The organism is Kaistella antarctica (genome assembly GCF_900109615.1).
Classification (GTDB): domain Bacteria; phylum Bacteroidota; class Bacteroidia; order Flavobacteriales; family Weeksellaceae; genus Kaistella; species Kaistella antarctica.
The window spans coordinates 423,506-441,588 of the sequence record NZ_FOIX01000003.1 but is presented as its reverse complement, the minus strand read 5'-3'; the positions used below and the strand labels follow the sequence as shown (position 1 = coordinate 441,588).

Sequence of the window (18,083 nt, the reverse complement as noted above, 5' to 3'; positions counted from 1 at the left end):
TTTTATTTTAAAGATTTTTATAAATCGCCTTCGAGGGCTTGGTTCTTATTGTTTTCCCAGGCGTCATCATAGGCTTTCTTCTGATTTTCCCAAGCCTTGGGTGGAACTGCATTTTCAGCATCTAGCGGTCGATCGTTGATAATTACTTTATCACTCTCGTTGCTTTCATCTCGAATTACCCGATCGTTCACTCCTTCAATATTTATGATTCTGCTTTCATTTTCTTCTTTATTTTCCTTCTTATTTTCCATGATTTACTATTTTAAAGTTAATTCTAAAACTAAAACAAATAGTATTCCGCAGTCAGTCATCAACTTTATATAGTACTTTCGAATTTTTAAATTAGGTTCAAAAAATTTTAGTCTAACGCTCTTTTGCAAGCTGATAACTAATCTCCACTTCGTCCTAAAAAATCAATAACTTTCTTTATTATTCCCAAAAACTTCTTAAATATTATCATTAAATTTGCCCTGATTGATACTATGGAAAAAAATATAAAAAAGACTACGCCTAAAGCTGCTGAGCAGAATAAAACCCTTTCTAAACCCCGCATATTTTTCGGAATTTTGTTTCTGGTGACGTCGGTTGTGGGCACCCTTTCTTTCATTTCTTATTTAATGAACTGGAAAGCAGACCAAAGCCAAGCCGGAAATATGCTCGACAAAACAATAAATTCATCAAATATCTTTGGGAAAATCGGTGACTGGCTAGGCAACCTTTTTATTTTTGACAGTATCGGCGTTGCAGCATTCTTAGTCGCCTTTCTTTTCTTCGTTTTTGGTATGATGATTTTAAAGAAAAATTATTTTAAACCTTGGAAAACGATTGGTCATTCCCTCTTTTTCATCTGTTGGCTTCCTATTTTAATGGGTGCAATTACCCAAGGTGAAGGCGTATTGAGTGGCGTTTATGGATTTCAAATTATGGATTTCTTGAATTCTGTCATTGGATTTGCAGGCTTGTGGACAGTTATTTTAGTAAGTATCGGTTTATATTTTATTCTGGAATTTAATCTTCGACCAAGCAGTATTAAATCCAAACTGAATAATTTAAACGATAATACTGTTGGTAGAATTAAAGGAATGATGCCGCGTTCAGCCGAAAATTTTGACGCAGATGATGATCTGGAAGCTTTACCAAATGAAGAAAACCAAAACATTACTGTTTCTGAAACGGCGGTGAAGCAAACTTCCGTGATCAATGAAATCGAAACCATTAAAACTCCTAATCAAACATCATTTGAACAAGACGACCAAAAAATAGCAGTCAGTTTAAATCCCATTCCAACTGCTCCTGTGATTGCTCCCTCAATTGATGATATTGATTTCAAAGTTGAAGTTGCCAAAACAATTGACATTGTTGATGAAAGTGATCGGAAGTCACAGGAATTAGTTGATAAGCACGGATATTACGATCACAAACTAGAATTGGGCAAATTTCAAATGCCAACCATCGATTTATTACGTGATTACGGAAATGAAGAAATTTCGGTCAATAAAGACGAATTAGAAGAAAATAAAAATAAAATTGTTGGGTTGTTAAAGAACTTTAATGTCGGTATTGCTGAGATTAAAGCTACGATCGGACCCACGGTTACCCTTTACGAAATTGTTCCTGAAGCTGGAATTAGAGTTGCTTCCATCAAAAAATTACAAGATGATATTGCGTTAAATCTTTCTGCGTTAGGAATTAGAATTATAGCGCCCATGCCAGGTAAAGGTACAATCGGAATTGAAGTTCCAAGAAAAAATCCGTCGATGGTTTCAATGAGAAGTGTGATTGCTTCTCAGAAATTTCAAAATTCAGATATGGATTTGCCAGTGGTTTTTGGTAAAACAATCTCTAATGAAATCTTTATGGCCGACTTAGCAAAAATGCCTCACTTATTAATGGCTGGTGCAACCGGACAAGGGAAGTCTGTTGGGATAAATGCAATCTTAACTTCATTACTTTATAAAAAACATCCAAGTGAATTAAAATTCGTGATGGTCGATCCTAAGAAAGTGGAACTTTCTCTTTACTCAAAAATTGAAAGACATTATTTAGCAAAACTTCCCGATGGCGAAGATGCCATTATCACTGATACGCACAAAGTAATTAATACTTTGAATTCGCTTTGTATCGAAATGGATCAGCGTTACGATCTATTGAAAAATGCTTTCTGCAAGAACATTAAAGAATACAATAAAAAGTTCACAGAACGTAAATTAAATCCTGAAAACGGCCATCGTTATTTACCTTACATCGTTTTGGTAGTCGATGAGTTTGCAGATTTAATCATGACCGCCGGAAAAGAAGTTGAACTGCCAATCGCAAGATTGGCGCAGTTGGCAAGAGCAGTTGGAATCCATTTAATTGTAGCGACGCAAAGACCATCTGTTAATGTAATTACAGGAATGATTAAAGCTAACTTCCCTGCAAGAGCAGCGTTCAGAGTGATTTCCAGTGTAGATTCACGTACAATTTTAGATTCGCCTGGCGCCGATCAGTTGATTGGTAAAGGTGATATGCTTTACTTTAATGGAAATGAAATTATGCGTTTGCAGTGTGCTTTTGTAGATACCCCAGAAGTAGAAAAAATTGCCGACTACATTGGCGAACAAAAAGGATATGCCAGCGCGTACATGCTTCCTGAATATAAAGTTGATGAAACAACTACAACCGTTGGAGCTTTTGATCCTAATGAAAAAGATGTTCTCTTTGAAGATGCAGCGAGAATTTTAGTTTCTACCCAACAAGGATCTACTTCAATGCTTCAAAGACAATTGAAACTAGGATATAACCGTGCCGGCCGAATTATGGATCAGTTAGAAGCTAGCGGTGTTGTAGGTGGCTTCAATGGCGCAAAAGCGAGAGAGGTGTTAATCAGTGATTTAAATTCTTTGGAACAGTTTTTGGAAGAATTGCGGAAGTAGCTCAAACTTTAAACAATAGTTTAACTTTAAAGCTAATCAATCATCCAAAATAAAAAAAGAATGAAAACGATATTGAAAAAAATCTCCTTTGGACTGCTGGTTGTTGCGACAACTGCAAGTTTTTCGGCTCAGAAAATTGATGCGAAAGCAAAAACGATCTTAGATGGTGTTGCTAACCATTACAAAAGCAAAGACAATGTTTATTTTAAATTCGTCTACGGAACGGGGACTGGCAAGAAAGTGACCAAAACCGAACCTGGTATCTTCTACTCTGCCAAAGATCAGTATAAACTGAAAATAATGGGTACAGAGCAAATCTTTGACGGAAATAAAATCTATAATATTTCTGATGAAGACAAAGAAATCACCGTAGCAAAACCGACTGGAAACGAACAAATGTTTTCACCGCTTAATTACATTGAACAATACAAGAAAGGATACAATGTAAAATATGTTGGAAAGTTAATGGTGAACGGTGTTAATTCGGATTACATCAAATTAACTCCAACGACCAATAATGGCATTAAAGAAGTAAACCTTTTTGTCAATGCGGCGAAAAAGCAAGTCGTAAAAATTGAACAGTTTTCAAAAGATAATGCGGTCTCTGTGATTGGCATTAGTAATTATAAAGAAAATCAGCAATTAAATCCGACAATGTTTACGTTTGACAAAAATCAATATAAAGATTATTTTGTTACTGAACTTTAAACCACAATAAGTCCCTATAAAAAAAGTCACAAAGGAAATTATTCTTTTGTGGCTTTTTTGGTAAATTTGACCCATGATAAAAAAACTCGACGGTTACGTCATCAAAACTTTTTTCGGCCCGTTTCTTTTCATCTTCAGTGTGTTGTTCTTCATTTTTGTGGTGAATATCATCTGGATTCGATTAGCGCAATTTACCGGAAAAGGTTTGAGTTACTGGGAAATTCTAAGATTGCTTTCCTACCTTTCAGCAATTGTGGTGCAGTTGGTTTTACCGCTAACAATTTTGTTATCCTCGATCATGACCTTTGGCGATTTTGGGGAACGTTATGAGCTTGCGGCCATGAAAGCTGCCGGCATTTCGTTGACCCGAATTATGTTGCCGTTATTCTTCACTACCCTATTCTTTTCTGCTTTTCTCTTTTTCTTTTCCAATAATGTGGTGCCCGACTTTCAGCGGAAGGCAAAGAATATGCTATATAACATCGCTGCCACCAAGCCAGCCTTAAATTTTACACCTGGTCAATTTCTTCAACAACTTCCAGGATATAGTGTCAAATTTGATAAAATAACCGGTGAAAATGGTGAGAATTTAACGGGAGTTTTTGTCCACAAAATGGCGACTTCGTTTGAAGATCAACAGTCAATCGTTGCAGAAAGCGGAAAATTCGTCTCTGCTGATAATCCCAACTATTTGAAACTGGTTTTATTTAATGGCCATATTTATGAAGATCAGTTAGGAAATGTAGACTATAACGCCCGCTTAAAACAGCCTGATCAAGCGATAAAGTTTGATACTTTGGTTTCTCATTTCAATATTTCTGATATCATTGATAAAGCAATCGAAGCTGAAAGCATCACCGACGACTACTCTTTTCAAAATATTGTGCAGCTGAATTCAACAATTAAGGACACCAAGAAAAGCAACAACGACATTATGAATAATATGACTTACGAATTGGTGAGTCAAACCAATAGCTATGTTAGCTATGTTGATAAAACTAAAGTGAAAATTCCAATTGTGGTGCCTGTGAAAATAGACACTGTGAAAACTCAAAAGAAGCAGCAAATGCTTTATTCAGCTTATAATAAATTAGAAAACATCAAGCAATCAACTTTAGGAAAAAATTCCCAACTTAAAGATATGCACGCTTATTTTGCACGGGTGGTAATGCATCAACAAAGAATGGTTTCTTACTCTGTAACCTGTCTTATCTTCTTTTTGATTGGTGCCAGCTTAGGCTCAATTATTCGTAAAGGAGGTTTAGGATTACCAGTTGTGATTGCGATTGTGGTATTTATACTTTTCTATATTCTGAACCTCACTGCGGAAAATATCGCCTGGGCTGGAAAAATGGATCCGTATCTCGCGGCGTGGTTACCAAATATTATTCTGTTCCCCTTCGGAATTTGGTTGACTTATAAAGCCTTAACCGATTCGCAACTCTTTGATATCGAAAAATACAAATCGCTGTTCAAACCTTTAATCAATAGATTTTCTAAGAATAAAGAGCACGAAAGATACCGATAGTATTTTAGGACGACAATAATTAAAGGATGGGATTACTCATCCTTTCTTTTTGTTTAGAATTATTGCGAGAGATTCCCTTACTAGAAATAAATAGTTTATCTCAACATGTAGACAAAAAAAGTTTATTGATTCCATTCAATAAACTTTTTTAATTGGGGTTAATGATTCTTAAATCATTCTTTAAACTACTTCAAATACTTGGTAATTGATTCGCTCGTCGGTTTTGTTGTACTGATAAATGAGTCGATTAAATGTCCGTTTTCATCAATGAGGAACTTGGTGAAATTCCATAGAATTGCGGTGTTTTTAACGCCATTCAAATCTTTCTCTGTAAGATATTTAAAGATCGGCGCGGTATCATCACCTTTCACTGAAACCTTTGCGGCCATTGGAAAAGTAACTCCGAAATTTTTCTCACAAAATGCGCCTATTTCTGTATTACTACCTGGTTCTTGTCCACCAAAATTATTCGCTGGAAAGCCAATCACCACTAATTTATCTGAATAATCCTTTGACAATTTTTCTAGATCGGCATATTGTGGAGTAAATCCACATTCAGAAGCCGTATTAACCACCAAAATTTTCTTTCCCTTGAAATCTGCAAAGTTAATTTCTTGTCCTTCCAAGCTTTCTACTTTGTAATCGAAAATGGATTTTTCCATATTATTCTCTGTAGTTTTTGTTTTCGAAACATCGTTTTTCTGATTTTTACAACCTTGTAAAAATGCTCCTGCAGATAGAAGCAGTATAAATAATTTTTTCATAATTCTTAAAATTTAAAAGTACTTGCTGGAAACACTTTATTGGTTTCTATTTTGTTCAACATCATCACATAATCGCTGTCTTTCTTAGCGGAAGATGATTCAATCCTGTACGGCATCATCAAAGATCCGACCGTTCTAAAATCTGAATAAGCTAAAGTTTCGTCTTTCTTAAATTCTTTCAGAAGCATATAGGTTTTCGAATCGAAAAAGTAAAGGGTTTTATTCACATTCTTGGTCAGCTCAACTTTGTGGCAATAGATATCACCCATTTTTTCTTTACCCAGATATTTCGCTTCAAATCCCTTATTTTCCCAGTCGATGAAATCATTATCAAAACTCTCAGCTATGTAATTGGGATACTCCTGGGTTTTGTTGGTCGCGTAATTCATCGCATATCCTTTGCTTCCGTCATACCCTTCCACGGCAGTTTCCTTTTTGCCGATCGTAATCGTAGTTTTAGTAAGATTAGGTCTTTGCTGATAAATTTTAATGGGATATTCATCATTGATTCCTAGAGTGACTTGTCCTTGAAGTAAAACGGAATTCAAAAGTTTCCAGTTGTTTAATCCGCCTGTTAATTCTATGTTTTTATCAATAATTTCCTTGGCAGTTTGCGCTGAAACGATCGATCCTATTCCTATTAATAATACTAAAAATAATTTTCTCATATAATAAAATTACGCTTGTGAAGCGTTCTTTGTAAATTAATTTACCCTAAAAACACTGCTCTTTTTGAACAGGTTTCAAATATATACTTTTTGAAATGAAAAGTTTATGACTTTAGGATGGTTATTGATTTTTTAACCAATTTTAAGAATGTTTATCCTACTATTTGAACAAACACAGATTAAAAAGTAGAACTGTTTTTCAAAATCAAACGGGCTTTTTCTAAATCCGCAGGAACATCAATTCCAATGCCGACGAAATCGGTTTCAACCATCTTGATTTTCATTCCATATTCTAAATAGCGAATACATTCAATCTTTTCCGCAATTTCTAAAGGTTTCATTTTTAGATTTGCAAAATTCACTAAAGCCTTTTTCCTAAAAGCATAAACGCCGATATGTTTAAAATATTCTGCAGTAGAAGTTGTCTCTCGCGGATACGGAATCATCGATCGGCTGAAATAAAGGGCAAATCCTTGACTGTCAGTAATCACTTTCACGTTATTGGGATTTTCTATTTCCTCTATTTCAGTGATTTTTATCTTTAAAGATGCCAAGGAGATTTGTTCCTCTTTATCGTCATTGAAAACAGAAATCAATTGTTTCAAAGGTTCAGTTTTTAAAAAAGGTTCATCACCCTGAACATTCACTACAATATCGCACTCAATATTCGCAACTGCCTCTGCGATTCGGTCGCTGCCTGTTTCATGCTCGCCGGTCATGACTGCGTTACCACCAATAATCCGGATTTCATTAAAGATAATTTCGGAATCTGTGGCGACGAATACTTCATCAAATAAATTCGTATCAACGACATTTTGATAAGTGGTTGCGATGACGGATTTTTCACCCAAAATCTGCATCAGTTTTCCAGGAAATCGACTGGCCTCATATCGAGCGGGAATAACAGCAATAATTTTCATCTAATCTAACTAGGAAAGTTTGGTTAACGCGGCTTCTAATCTAGGCAACATATTTTTGATTTCTTCTAAAGAAACTCCGCCTGCCGAAGCGCGGAACCACGGCATATCGCGCGAATTTCCAAAAGCTGAGAAAGGAACTAAGGCGATTCCAGCTTCTTCAATTAAGTAAAAAACAAGATCAGAAGAATCTTTGATCACCACACCATCAGGTTTTGTTTTACCGATATAATCCAACTCTATGGTAAGATAAAGTGCGCCCATCGGCTGAATGCTTTCCACAGAAAAGCCTTTGTTTTTTAAATTCTGAATTCCATTATGAAGAACCGTCAGACTTTCAGCAATTTCTCCTTTAAAATGATTGACAAATTCATCAACTTTTTCAGGATGATTTAATAGAACCGAAACTGCTTCTTGTTCAGGTTTTGGCGCCCAAGCCCCGATATGGCCCAGCAAGGATTTCATTTTATTGATGATTAAAGCTGGTCCGAAACTCCAGCCTACTCGAATTCCAGTAGCTGCAAAACATTTAGAAGCGCCGTCAATATAAACGGTAAATTCTTTTAATTCAGGATATAAAGAAACGGGATCGAAGTGTTCATCCTTAAAAGTAAGCATGGCATAAATCTGATCATACATCAAATACAGAGGCTTTTCATCGTCACCACGAGTTTTGTTTTCCTCGATGATCATTTCGCAAATCTCGGCCAGTTGCTGTTTGCTAAACATGGTTCCAGTCGGATTTAGAGGGGAACAAAGCGCAATAAGCACGGCTCCTTTTAAATGAAGTTTTAAATCTGCTGCGGTTGGTAGAAAATTATTTTCCTGAGTTGTTTCAACTTCAATTTTCTGGGCTTCAGTCAGATAAGCGTAATGATTATTATTCCAAGATGGAACGGGGTAAATTACTTTATCATCGGGATCAACAATTGTTTTGAACGCGGCATAAATTAAGGGCCTGGAACCTCCAGCAACGAGAATATCATTTTCAGAGTAATCTAAATTCCAGCGATTTTGGATATCTGTTGAAATCGCTTTCCGCAAAGATAAAAGTCCGTTGGCGGGCGGATAATTGGTTAGATTATTTTGATAGGCTTTCTGAACTTCCTCCTTTAAAAAATCAGGAATCGGATAGATGTTAGAGTTTAAATCGCCAATAGTCAAGTTTGCAATTTCAGCACCTTGCGATTTCATGTCATTGACTTGATTTCCAATTTTGATGATTTCGGAGCCGATAAGATTGGCTGCTAATTTAGATACTTTCATAGATGAGTTTTAATGAAAAATATAAGACCTATAATTGGTCGATTTAGTTTGAATCAAATTTACAACTTTTAAACAAATTTCATTTGACTTTCCGACCCAAAAAACAGAGACCATTTAGTGACATATACTACAAGAAAGGTTTATGATCTAGTTCTTAAAAATAATTTCACCCAGTTTTATCTTAAACTTCTCACCTTCTTCATAAACTATTTGAAGTGTTTCATCACTTGAGATTTTAGTAAATTTAATATAGATAAAAATGAATTTAAAAATTTCGCTTAAAATTGAAAATTAAAACTTTTTTATTAGATTTGTATGCAGTACGTTTAAAATAATTGCAAAATAAATTCAAACTAGATAAATTAACATGATCGAAAATCAACCCTCGGATTTGCCATCAAATCAACCACCACTTCCTATTAAAAAATCTAGAAAGGGATTAATCATCACCTTAATAGTAGGCTTCATACTGCTTTTAATAATAGGATTTTTAGTTAAAGATAAATTTAACCAAACAACGGTTTCGAATGAGTATGTTGTTGCTGATGTTGAATCAATCTTTTCGGCGCCTGCTTATGATGAGATTCATTATAATTATAAAACCTTTATTTATCATTTCTTAGATGTAAATAATTATTTAGATGGTACTTATTTTATGACTAAAATCCCAGACCGGGCGAAGAAAGTTTTTGCGTTCGGTAATTTTACAGATGATGGCCAGGATATAGATGATATGGCGGTTATTTTAGAAAAAAATGATTTTAAAAGTTCTAAACTTGTTATTTTTAACCGAAAAGGTGAACTGTTGTTTATTGAAGATTACGATAATGAACTACCTGTAATCAATTCCTTTCCAGCTGGGTCAAAAATATTTTTAGAAGAATCTACCTTAATTAATGCACCAACCAGTGGTTTAATCGTTCAGAGAGAATCGAGCAAATACGTAGTTATTTACGATAAAAAATCTAAAAAATTTAATTCGTATTATCAGTATACCGAAAATGATATTAATAATCAAGAAGAAGAATATGTCGATCACGGCGATTATGACGACGAGGTAGAGGAAAGTCAACCAAAACCGCCCGCAGCAATAGTAGAACCAGTAAAAGTTAAAAAAGAAACAGCCCAAGAACCACCTGAAAATCCAGTTGAGACTGAGGAAACAGCACTTTAAGTTGAAAGGCTAAAACCATAAAAAAGTTCTGTACGAAAACGTGCAGAACTTTTATTTTTGTAAAGCGACCATCTGAAAATTATTTAATTTTATTTAAACCATCCCAAAATTTTAGAAAATGTTCTTTAACAGCAACAGGTAACTTAGAAAAATTAGCGCTGAAATGATTTTGGGAAAATTCGTCCTCGGCAGAAATCCAAACTTCGTAGGCTGTGTTTTGGTATAAAATCATTCCTATTACCTTCTCTACTTTACTTTCAGGTCCAGATTGGTGTTGATCGATGAGCGAAAGACTTTCGTAATTTCCATCTTTATCAACGTCGGAATAACTGGCTCGATTGTCAATGAATGCTAAAGATTTATTAATGGGATGCGTCAGTTTATATTGGAACGATTTAATAAACTCATTTCCTTTTTTGGTGAATTTCTCAATGAATAGCTCATCACGGTCTGCACCAGAGCGATTCTTCGAAACCACAAAATAATTTTCTGTGTTCTTGTCATCAATACCAACTGCATATAATTTCCGATCTCCTGAAAAAGGCAAATCTGATTTTGTTAAATTTTGCGAAAATTTCGATGTAATCATACTTACCTGCGCATTCACAAAATGAAAGATTGCAATAAAAAATAAAAATGACAAACTTTTTTTCATAATAAAATAGATTAATTTCAAGTTGTTGATATGCCTAAAATTCATTTCTTGGCAAATAAAAAAGCAGAGATAAATTATATCTCTGCCTTAAAGTTATCAAAATTATCTGAACCCTACAGTTTCAAATCTTCTTTTACTTGATTAATTTTTTGACCCAAAAGAGCCGCTTTTTCCTTGAATTCTTCTTTGGAAGCAATTTGATCTTTTACAGAAACGTAGAATTTAATTTTCGGTTCCGTTCCAGATGGACGCACGCAAACCTTTGTTCCATCTTCTGTGTAATAAATCAATACATTCGATTTTGGAATATCATCCATCACCGATTTCTGGTTTTTAGATAGATTTAAAGAAGTTTGTTCCTGGAAATCTTTTACGATGGCCACTTTAGAACCTGCGATTTCTGCTGGTGGATTTTCTCGGAAATCTTTCATCATCTGAATGATTTCTTCAGCCCCAGTTCTCCCCTTTCTCACTACGTTGACTAAACCTTCATAATACATTCCGAGGTCTTTGTAAATCTCGATCATATATTCAAACATGGTTGTGTTGTTCGCTTTACACCAAGCGGCAATCTCGCAAGCTAATAATATTGATCCACAAGAATCTTTATCGCGAACGAAATCTCCAGTCATAAAACCGAAACTTTCTTCGCCACCACAAACAAATTTTTCTTTGCCTTCGAAATCACGGATCATTTTTCCGATCCATTTAAAACCAGTCAAACCGATCTTACAGTCAACCCCGAATTTTTCAGCAATATCAATAAAGATGTCGGAGGTTACAATCGTAGACCCGATGAATTCTTTACCCGTAATTCTTCCGGCTTTTTTCCATTGATCTAAAATATAATAAGTTAAAATGGTATTGGTTTGATTTCCATTCAGTAACTGCATTTCTCCATCTAAATTTCTAACGGCAATTCCCAATCGATCTCCGTCTGGATCAGTTCCCAGAACGATATCACCGTTGGTAATTCTGGCTAAATCCATCGCCATTTCCAAAGCAGCTGGTTCCTCAGGATTCGGTGAAGCTACAGTAGGGAAATTTCCACTTGGAATCATTTGCTCTCTTACCAAATCAACTTTCTTAAAGCCTGCTTTTGCTAAAGCTTGCGGTACAGTTGCATACGTTGTTCCGTGGATAGAAGTAAAAACGATATTCAAATTATCTCTGCCAACATCTTGGTAAAGGGAATTTTTCATACAAGCATCGATGTAAACATCGTCTTGTTCTGGTCCGATCCATTCGATTAAATCATCGTTTCCATCAAATTTAATTTCATTGAATTTTACCGAATAAACTTCTTTGATAATATTCTCATCATCTGGTGGTACGATTTGCGCACCATCATTCCAATATACTTTGTAACCGTTATATTCAGGTGGATTATGAGAAGCAGTTAAAACAATTCCAGCGTTACAATTTTTATCTCTTACCGTGAAAGAAAGTTCCGGCGTTGGTCGGTGTTCTTTGAATAATAAAACTTTGATTCCGTTGGCAGTCAAAACATCTGCACACATTTTACCAAATTCTTTCGAATTGTGACGAACATCATAGGCAATCGCTACTTTAATTTCTTGATTAGGGAACGACTCATGAAGATAATTCGCCAAACCTTGCGTGGCTTGTCCTAAAGTATATTTATTTAAGCGATTGGTTCCGACGCCCATAATTCCACGCATTCCGCCAGTACCAAATTCTAGCTCTTTGTAGAAAGAATCTTCTAATTCATCAGAATTGGTATCGATCCATTCTTGAATCGTTTTCTGGGTTTCTTCGTCGAAAGTGTCTGTTAGCCAGAGTTTTGCTTTTTCTAAAGTTGTCATATCAATATTTTTTATTTCTAATTTAAATTTATAAAAACTGCTCTACTTTAAATTTTATTCTAATTCTTGGTGTTGAACAGTTGCGGTTTCTTCAATTTTAATTGCGCTGATCGGATCATTGTAATAGGTTAGTTTCGCTGTGTTTTTAACCGCTCCTTTTAAAGAATCCTTCACATTAACTTCTGCATAATTTCCGTTTTTAGACTCTATTTTTAAATGATCAATCATCCAATATGGAGCGATTAAACTGGCAGTGTCGGAGATTTTCAAAATAACGTCTTTTGTTTTACCTAAAAAATTCGCACGACTTTTTTCAGTCATATCAATTTCTGCCCTTCTGGAATTCACCGATCCTATAAATTTAGCGCTATTTTTTAGATTAAGTCGAAAGTTATCAGTCTTAATTTCGCTGGAGATGTTCAATTCCGACGTTTGCGTCATTGAGACTTTTTCTAAATTATACTTGGAATAAATAGTAACGTTATAGAAATCGACTCCTTCTGTTTCTCGGCTTTCCGTAATCGATAAAGTTTTATCTTTAACTTTAATTTTTAAATTATCACCAACATTTTTATAGGTTTCTACATTGACAAAACTGCTGTCACTTTTAATATAGAAAGCTCGGAATTTCCCATCCAAATTAAGGTTGACAAATTCTTCAACTTTAATATCCTTGCTTATAATTTCACCTTTTGGAGAAACTTTTCCGCAAGAGAACAAGCTGAAAATAAGTCCGACATATATTAAATTCCTCATTACTAAAATTTATCAAATATGAATTGTGTTGTTGCCAAAACTTTTACCAACCAATTAAATCACTTCCTCAATGTGGTAATTCTCATGTTGACGATTTGTTCTGATAATCATCTCTCCTAAAAATCCTGCGATGAAAAGTAAAGTTCCTAAAACCATCATGGTTAAGGCAATAAAAAACCAAGCGTTATTCGTTAATAAATGTCCGTAAATTCCTTTTGAAACATCGACCAATTTCGAAATTCCCAGCCAAATTGTTGATAAAAATCCGACGATAAACATAATGGTTCCCACGGCTCCAAAAAAATGCATCGGACGTCCACCAAACCTGCTTACAAACCAGAGGGTAATTAAATCTAAAAATCCACGCACGAAACGCTCGGTTCCGAATTTAGAAGTTCCGTAAGGTCGCGCCTGATGTTGAACTGGCTTTTCAGTAATCTTTCTAAAACCCGCATTCGCAGCTAAAACTGGAATATAACGATGCATATCTCCATAGACATCGATGGATTTTACGACTTGTTTTCTATAAGCTTTCAACCCACAATTAAAATCATGTAATTCTACTCCCGACAAATTTCTCGCAGCCGCATTGAATAATTTCGATGGAATATTTTTAGTCATTACATTATCAAAGCGTTTCTTTTTCCAACCTGAAACAATATCATAACCTTCGTTTTTGATCATGTCGTATAACTCTGGAATTTCTTCCGGAAAATCTTGTAAATCAGCGTCCATTGTGATAATTACGTCTCCACTTGCGCGCTCAAAGGCGGCGTGTAAAGCTTGTGATTTACCATAATTTCGGGGAAATTTGATGCCTCGAATTTGGTGATGCTGCACCTTTAAATTTTCGATGATACTCCAGGAAAGATCGGTGCTGCCATCATCTACAAACCAAATTTCATAGGAAAGATCATGATTAGAACAAACTTTGTCAATTCTTGAAAAAAGTTCTTCAAGAGATTCTTGCTCGTTGAGAAGTGGAATGATGATGGATAAATTCATTAATTGTAAAATGTTATTGAGACAAAATTAGGGGTTTATTCCTTGGAAGCACTATCTGATTTGATGATTAAAATCAAAGTTCCGTTCTACTTCTAAAGAAACTTGCAAAAAAAGTAGATAAAATAACGTAAAAAATAAGGATCGCCGCGAAATAATAACTAAACTGCCGAAAGCTGAATAAGTCTTTATCTTTAGTCATTTCAGGAGAAATACGCAGTTTATTTTGTGCATATTCCTTTTCTAATTCTGCTTTTTGCTCATCTGTTTTTAGGATTGGTTTAGTCGTATTGTACTCATTATCCATTTCGGTCTTCTGTCTTTCAAGATATTGGAAGTTTAATAAATCTTTTGCTGCCGGGTCTACAAAGTTTAAAAATAGGAACATGGTCATTATCGATAAAAAACCACCAACAAACATTGGTTTAAAAGCTCGTCCGAAAATTTCTGCAAATCCCATTCTCACGCCTGTTTTTCTAATTAAATGTACAGAATAGTAAGCACCCGCCAAATACACGGTTGGCATCATAAAGGAGTTCAAAAGCATAGTATTATCAAAATAATCGGTATTCATTCCGAAAAAATACATGGCGAAGAAGATAACCATTGTGGTGATAAACAGCGTAAAACCAATGGTGTAGACATTTTTGTTCATATTGAAAGTAATAATTTTTATAATTTTAAAGTTTAGAATTTTGAATTTTGAATTAAAGGCGTATATTTGCAACGGCAAGTCCTAAACAACCAGCTCCTGAGACTCCTCCAGGGTGGGAACGCAGCAAAGGTAATCGGTTGTAGCGGTGTGATTTAGGTAGCTTGCCATTTTTTGTGCCTTATAGTCTCGTATTTTCATATCACTTATCGTTTCTTCTTTTATTTAATCGTCTCCACTTTTTCAAAAACGATCCTCTCTATTAAACCTTTACATCGATCTCCTACTTAGAAAAGTTTCCTATTCTGCTCTATTCAATTTCGAATTCCTCTCCCAATTTTGGTAAAGTAAATTCAATATTTTTTTCTGCAAACAGTCGGTGTGCTTTTTCATGATTAATTGTAATCGGCGGAAAAGTGTCGAAATGACACCCAATCACTTTTTTTGCTTTCAGTAATTCCGCCGCCGCAAAACTTGCTTTGCGCGCACACATTGTATAATGTGAGCCTACCGGAAGTATGGCCAAATCAATTTTCCCAAATAACTTCGGAAACATTTCCATATCCGCCATTACTCCAGTATCACCAGAGAAATAGATATTTTTGCCCGGATATCTAAAAATATATCCGCACGGTTCGCCGCCATAAGTTCCATCAGGAAAAGAGCTGGTATGACTGGCCGGGACCATTGAAATTTTTAAATCCTCAACCTTCGCCGAACCTCCGAAATTTATATCAATAGAATTAGGATGAGCAAAATAACCACAAATCTCAGGTTGTCCAATCACCGAAGCTTCGGGATAATGTTGTAGAACTTCTTTCACATCAGCAATATGATCGCCGTGTGCGTGCGTGATCAGTACGTAATCAATCTTCTGTGCAACAATATCAAAACCAGATTTTTCTTTTTGAAAATTATAAAAAGGATCTGTTAAAATATTTTTTCCTTTATAAGTGAACAAAAAACAGTTTTGTCCGAGAAATTTTATTTTCATTTTCAATTCATTAAAAATTTAATTAAAATAATTTAAGCCAGCCGCTACTAAAACGGCCATGGTTAAAGTAATAATTCCAACTTGTTTCAAGAACGGATCTAATTCTTTTGGTTCTTTTACTTGCATAATTTTTCGTCGCAACCCAGTCATAGGAAGCATGAGAATGAAAAAGATAAAAGCATAATATTTTCCTTGAGTGTGTAGACCATTCATCATCATAAAGACCAACATCACCAATAAAGGCAGCTGCAATAGAACGATTTCATAAACCATCGCTTTTTTAAATCCCAAGCGTAACGCCAAGGTTTTCTTTCCGCTCGCTGCATCACTTTCGATGTCGCGCATATTGTTCAGATTTAAAACCGCTGCACTCAATAGACCTACTGCAGTTGCAGGTAAAAGCATATCCCAGTCGAAATGTTTGGTGAAAAGAAAATAACTTCCACAGACCGAAACCAAACCGAAAAAGATAAAGACCATCATATCGCCTAATCCTAAATAACCGTACGGTTTCTTCCCAATCGTATAGCCGATCGCAGCCAAAATACAGGCGATTCCTAAGCCCACAAAAATATAAAACTCGTTCATTAAGTTTTCTTTGAAGAAAGCCAGATAAAGCAAGGCAATCGTAGCAATTAACGATAAAATAGAAAAAAGAATTACAGCATTTCGCATTTGTATTGCGGTAATTCTCCCTGAAGCTACGGCTCTTTGTTCTGCTTCTGAAACGCGCAATTGGTCGGTTCCTCTAATTCCGTCGCCGTAATCATTAGCGAAATTTGAAAGGATTTGGTATAATAAAGTGACGACCAAAGCCATCGCGAAAATTCGCCAATCCCAAGTTCCATTATTTTCAAGAATTCTCCATCGTGCGATAAAAGAACCTAAAATAATTCCACTCATCGAAAGTGGTAATGTTCGCAGTCGAGCTGCTTTAATCCAATCAGTCATGTATTTTTTTAATGAGTAATGAGTAATCTATAATGAGTAATTTGGAGCGATGAATTATTATTCATTGCTCATTACCAATTACTTATTTTAAGATATCCAGTTATTATCTCCGAAGTCAGGTTTTCTTTTTTCAAGGAAAGCATTTCGCCCTTCTTTTGCCTCTTCGGTCATATAGGCTAAACGGGTTGCTTCACCAGCAAAAACTTGCTGACCAACCATTCCATCGTCGGTTAGATTCATGGCAAATTTCAACATTCGAATCGACATCGGTGACTTTCCTAGAATCTCTTCAGCCCATTCGTACGCCGCATCTTCTAATTCAGCGTGCGGAATTACAGCATTCACCATGCCCATATCAGCAGCTTCTTGAGCAGAATAATTTCGTCCAAGGAAGAAAATTTCTCTGGCTTTTTTCTGTCCAACCATTTTTGCCAAATAAGCCGAACCATAGCCACCATCAAAACTGGTCACATCGGCATCGGTTTGTTTGAAAATAGCGTGCTCTTTACTCGCTAAAGTTAGATCACAAACAACATGAAGAGAATGTCCGCCACCAACTGCCCAACCATTCACAACAGCAATTACCACTTTCGGCATAAAGCGAATTAATCGCTGAACTTCTAATATATTTAATCGGTGTCTGCCATCTTCGCCAACATAACCTTGCTCGCCACGTGCTCGCTGATCGCCACCGCTACAAAAAGCGTGACCCCCATCTTTCGGGCTTGGACCTTCACCAGTTAACAAAACAACGCCTACCGACGAATCTTCGGAAACGTGGTAAAAAGCATCGTATAATTCTGAGGTTGTTTTGGGGCGAAATGCATTGCGCACTTCCGGTCTGTTAAAGGCGATTCTTGCGACGCCACCTTTTTTCTGGTACGTAATATCTTCGTATTCTTTGACGGTTTTCCAGTCTGTCATTTTGCGTAAAATTTTGCGTAAAGATAGGTAATTTTAGCAGGGTTGACCAAATGAAAACGGGTCGAAATTGGGGAGATTTAGTGGTTTTGAGGAGCAAAAAGATTTTCGTTTTCATCAAGGACTCCACCCGCCTTCCGCTGTATCTTTTTTTCGTCGTGCCTCCTCAAAAAAGGATGTCGCTTCAGTCGGGGCTAAAAGACAAGAATTTTCTATTTCAAAGATTTTCGGAGAGTAACCTATTAATTAGAATTTGTGAAAGATTAGTCATCTTTCTAGTCTATGCGCTTATAAAAAAATCTTCTAGGAGGATAGCGTTCCTACGGAACGATTTAAAAACTACATTGCTATTTCCACAGAGATGTAATTTCTCTGGAATCAAGTTT

General features: G+C 35.7%; 17 protein-coding genes and 1 other RNA gene. 5 read left to right on the top strand and 13 right to left on the bottom strand.

The annotated features are described in order from the left end of the window. Window positions 1-17: 17 nt before the first annotated feature. A complete protein-coding gene (locus BMX49_RS10590) occupies window positions 18-251 on the bottom strand; it encodes a hypothetical protein (protein ID WP_034720588.1) in 234 nt (77 codons plus the stop codon). 231 nt (window positions 252-482) lie between these two features. On the opposite strand from BMX49_RS10590, the gene BMX49_RS10585 reads away from it, so the two are divergent. The 3 genes from BMX49_RS10585 to BMX49_RS10575 all read left to right on the top strand — a co-directional run bounded on the left by BMX49_RS10585 (window position 483) and on the right by BMX49_RS10575 (window position 5,151). Then, window positions 483-2,915 carry an FtsK/SpoIIIE family DNA translocase gene (locus BMX49_RS10585; RefSeq protein WP_034720585.1) on the top strand — a complete coding sequence of 811 codons (2,433 nt, stop codon included), beginning with the start codon at window positions 483-485 and terminating at the stop codon, window positions 2,913-2,915. A gap of 60 nt (window positions 2,916-2,975) precedes the next feature. Next, entirely contained in the window at window positions 2,976-3,623 is a 648-nt protein-coding gene (gene lolA1 / locus BMX49_RS10580; RefSeq protein WP_034720584.1) for an outer membrane lipoprotein periplasmic chaperone LolA1, read from the top strand. 73 nt (window positions 3,624-3,696) lie between these two features. Next, on the top strand, window positions 3,697-5,151 hold the full coding sequence (locus BMX49_RS10575; RefSeq protein ID WP_034720582.1) for an LptF/LptG family permease: 1,455 nt from the start codon (window positions 3,697-3,699) through the stop codon (window positions 5,149-5,151). Between the two features lie 185 nt (window positions 5,152-5,336). Here BMX49_RS10575 and BMX49_RS10570 read toward each other — a convergent pair whose 3' ends face one another. From BMX49_RS10570 to BMX49_RS10555, 4 genes are all read right to left on the bottom strand, one after another. After that, a complete protein-coding gene (locus BMX49_RS10570) occupies window positions 5,337-5,813 on the bottom strand; it encodes a glutathione peroxidase (protein ID WP_375600477.1) in 477 nt (158 codons plus the stop codon). 107 nt (window positions 5,814-5,920) lie between these two features. Then, window positions 5,921-6,583: a histidine kinase gene (locus BMX49_RS10565; protein WP_034720577.1), complete on the bottom strand. Its 663-nt coding sequence runs from the start codon at window positions 6,581-6,583 to the stop codon at window positions 5,921-5,923. 179 nt (window positions 6,584-6,762) lie between these two features. After that, complete coding sequence (gene kdsB / locus BMX49_RS10560) at window positions 6,763-7,503, bottom strand: 3-deoxy-manno-octulosonate cytidylyltransferase (protein ID WP_034720575.1); 741 nt, start codon at window positions 7,501-7,503, stop codon at window positions 6,763-6,765. A gap of 9 nt (window positions 7,504-7,512) precedes the next feature. After that, on the bottom strand, window positions 7,513-8,766 hold the full coding sequence (locus BMX49_RS10555) for a pyridoxal phosphate-dependent aminotransferase (RefSeq protein WP_034720573.1): 1,254 nt from the start codon (window positions 8,764-8,766) through the stop codon (window positions 7,513-7,515). Window positions 8,767-9,133: 367 nt separating this feature from the next. Here BMX49_RS10555 and BMX49_RS10550 point away from each other — a divergent pair, with 367 nt between their 5' ends. Continuing rightward, on the top strand, window positions 9,134-9,940 hold the full coding sequence (locus tag BMX49_RS10550) for a hypothetical protein (RefSeq protein ID WP_051803833.1): 807 nt from the start codon (window positions 9,134-9,136) through the stop codon (window positions 9,938-9,940). Window positions 9,941-10,019: 79 nt separating this feature from the next. On the opposite strand, the gene BMX49_RS10545 is transcribed toward BMX49_RS10550, so the two are convergent. The 5 genes from BMX49_RS10545 to BMX49_RS10525 form a co-directional block, all read right to left on the bottom strand. Next, window positions 10,020-10,595 carry a hypothetical protein gene (locus tag BMX49_RS10545; protein ID WP_126337109.1) on the bottom strand — a complete coding sequence of 192 codons (576 nt, stop codon included), beginning with the start codon at window positions 10,593-10,595 and terminating at the stop codon, window positions 10,020-10,022. A gap of 113 nt (window positions 10,596-10,708) precedes the next feature. After that, a complete protein-coding gene (locus BMX49_RS10540) occupies window positions 10,709-12,421 on the bottom strand; it encodes a phospho-sugar mutase (RefSeq protein WP_034720570.1) in 1,713 nt (570 codons plus the stop codon). Between the two features lie 54 nt (window positions 12,422-12,475). Then, window positions 12,476-13,177 (bottom strand): GIN domain-containing protein, encoded by a 702-nt coding sequence (locus BMX49_RS10535; protein WP_034720568.1) that lies wholly within the window; start codon window positions 13,175-13,177, stop codon window positions 12,476-12,478. Window positions 13,178-13,231: 54 nt separating this feature from the next. Beyond that, window positions 13,232-14,182: a glycosyltransferase family 2 protein gene (locus tag BMX49_RS10530; protein ID WP_034720565.1), complete on the bottom strand. Its 951-nt coding sequence runs from the start codon at window positions 14,180-14,182 to the stop codon at window positions 13,232-13,234. Window positions 14,183-14,255: 73 nt separating this feature from the next. Next, window positions 14,256-14,834, bottom strand: coding sequence for a DUF4199 family protein (locus BMX49_RS10525; RefSeq protein WP_034720562.1), 579 nt, complete (start codon window positions 14,832-14,834; stop codon window positions 14,256-14,258). 72 nt (window positions 14,835-14,906) lie between these two features. Here BMX49_RS10525 and ffs point away from each other — a divergent pair. Then, an RNA gene (ffs, locus tag BMX49_RS10520) (signal recognition particle sRNA small type) lies at window positions 14,907-15,004 on the top strand. 137 nt (window positions 15,005-15,141) lie between these two features. Here ffs and BMX49_RS10515 read toward each other — a convergent pair. The 3 genes from BMX49_RS10515 to BMX49_RS10505 form a co-directional block, all read right to left on the bottom strand. Then, on the bottom strand, window positions 15,142-15,825 hold the full coding sequence (locus tag BMX49_RS10515) for a metal-dependent hydrolase (RefSeq protein ID WP_034720559.1): 684 nt from the start codon (window positions 15,823-15,825) through the stop codon (window positions 15,142-15,144). An 18-nt stretch (window positions 15,826-15,843) separates the two neighbouring features. Continuing rightward, on the bottom strand, window positions 15,844-16,776 hold the full coding sequence (gene menA / locus BMX49_RS10510) for a 1,4-dihydroxy-2-naphthoate octaprenyltransferase (RefSeq protein ID WP_034720557.1): 933 nt from the start codon (window positions 16,774-16,776) through the stop codon (window positions 15,844-15,846). Between the two features lie 87 nt (window positions 16,777-16,863). Beyond that, window positions 16,864-17,700 (bottom strand): 1,4-dihydroxy-2-naphthoyl-CoA synthase, encoded by an 837-nt coding sequence (locus tag BMX49_RS10505; RefSeq protein ID WP_034720555.1) that lies wholly within the window; start codon window positions 17,698-17,700, stop codon window positions 16,864-16,866. Window positions 17,701-18,083: the final 383 nt, after the last annotated feature.

What these genes read in the sequence shown, in the direction of transcription:
- BMX49_RS10585 (WP_034720585.1), top strand. Translation starts at nt 483, where the DNA reads ATGGAAAAAAATATAAAAAAGACTACGCCTAAAGCTGCTGAGCAGAAT.
- BMX49_RS10575 (WP_034720582.1), top strand. Translation starts at nt 3,697, where the DNA reads ATGATAAAAAAACTCGACGGTTACGTCATCAAAACTTTTTTCGGCCCG.
- BMX49_RS10550 (WP_051803833.1), top strand. Translation starts at nt 9,134, where the DNA reads ATGATCGAAAATCAACCCTCGGATTTGCCATCAAATCAACCACCACTT.
- BMX49_RS10545 (WP_126337109.1), bottom strand. Translation starts at nt 10,595, where the DNA reads ATGAAAAAAAGTTTGTCATTTTTATTTTTTATTGCAATCTTTCATTTT.
- BMX49_RS10565 (WP_034720577.1), bottom strand. Translation starts at nt 6,583, where the DNA reads ATGAGAAAATTATTTTTAGTATTATTAATAGGAATAGGATCGATCGTT.
- BMX49_RS10505 (WP_034720555.1), bottom strand. Translation starts at nt 17,700, where the DNA reads ATGACAGACTGGAAAACCGTCAAAGAATACGAAGATATTACGTACCAG.
- lolA1 (WP_034720584.1), top strand. Translation starts at nt 2,976, where the DNA reads ATGAAAACGATATTGAAAAAAATCTCCTTTGGACTGCTGGTTGTTGCG.
- BMX49_RS10540 (WP_034720570.1), bottom strand. Translation starts at nt 12,421, where the DNA reads ATGACAACTTTAGAAAAAGCAAAACTCTGGCTAACAGACACTTTCGAC.
- menA (WP_034720557.1), bottom strand. Translation starts at nt 16,776, where the DNA reads ATGACTGATTGGATTAAAGCAGCTCGACTGCGAACATTACCACTTTCG.
- kdsB (WP_034720575.1), bottom strand. Translation starts at nt 7,503, where the DNA reads ATGAAAATTATTGCTGTTATTCCCGCTCGATATGAGGCCAGTCGATTT.
- BMX49_RS10590 (WP_034720588.1), bottom strand. Translation starts at nt 251, where the DNA reads ATGGAAAATAAGAAGGAAAATAAAGAAGAAAATGAAAGCAGAATCATA.
- BMX49_RS10555 (WP_034720573.1), bottom strand. Translation starts at nt 8,766, where the DNA reads ATGAAAGTATCTAAATTAGCAGCCAATCTTATCGGCTCCGAAATCATC.
- BMX49_RS10535 (WP_034720568.1), bottom strand. Translation starts at nt 13,177, where the DNA reads ATGAGGAATTTAATATATGTCGGACTTATTTTCAGCTTGTTCTCTTGC.
- BMX49_RS10570 (WP_375600477.1), bottom strand. Translation starts at nt 5,813, where the DNA reads ATGGAAAAATCCATTTTCGATTACAAAGTAGAAAGCTTGGAAGGACAA.
- BMX49_RS10530 (WP_034720565.1), bottom strand. Translation starts at nt 14,182, where the DNA reads ATGAATTTATCCATCATCATTCCACTTCTCAACGAGCAAGAATCTCTT.
- BMX49_RS10515 (WP_034720559.1), bottom strand. Translation starts at nt 15,825, where the DNA reads ATGAAAATAAAATTTCTCGGACAAAACTGTTTTTTGTTCACTTATAAA.
- BMX49_RS10525 (WP_034720562.1), bottom strand. Translation starts at nt 14,834, where the DNA reads ATGAACAAAAATGTCTACACCATTGGTTTTACGCTGTTTATCACCACA.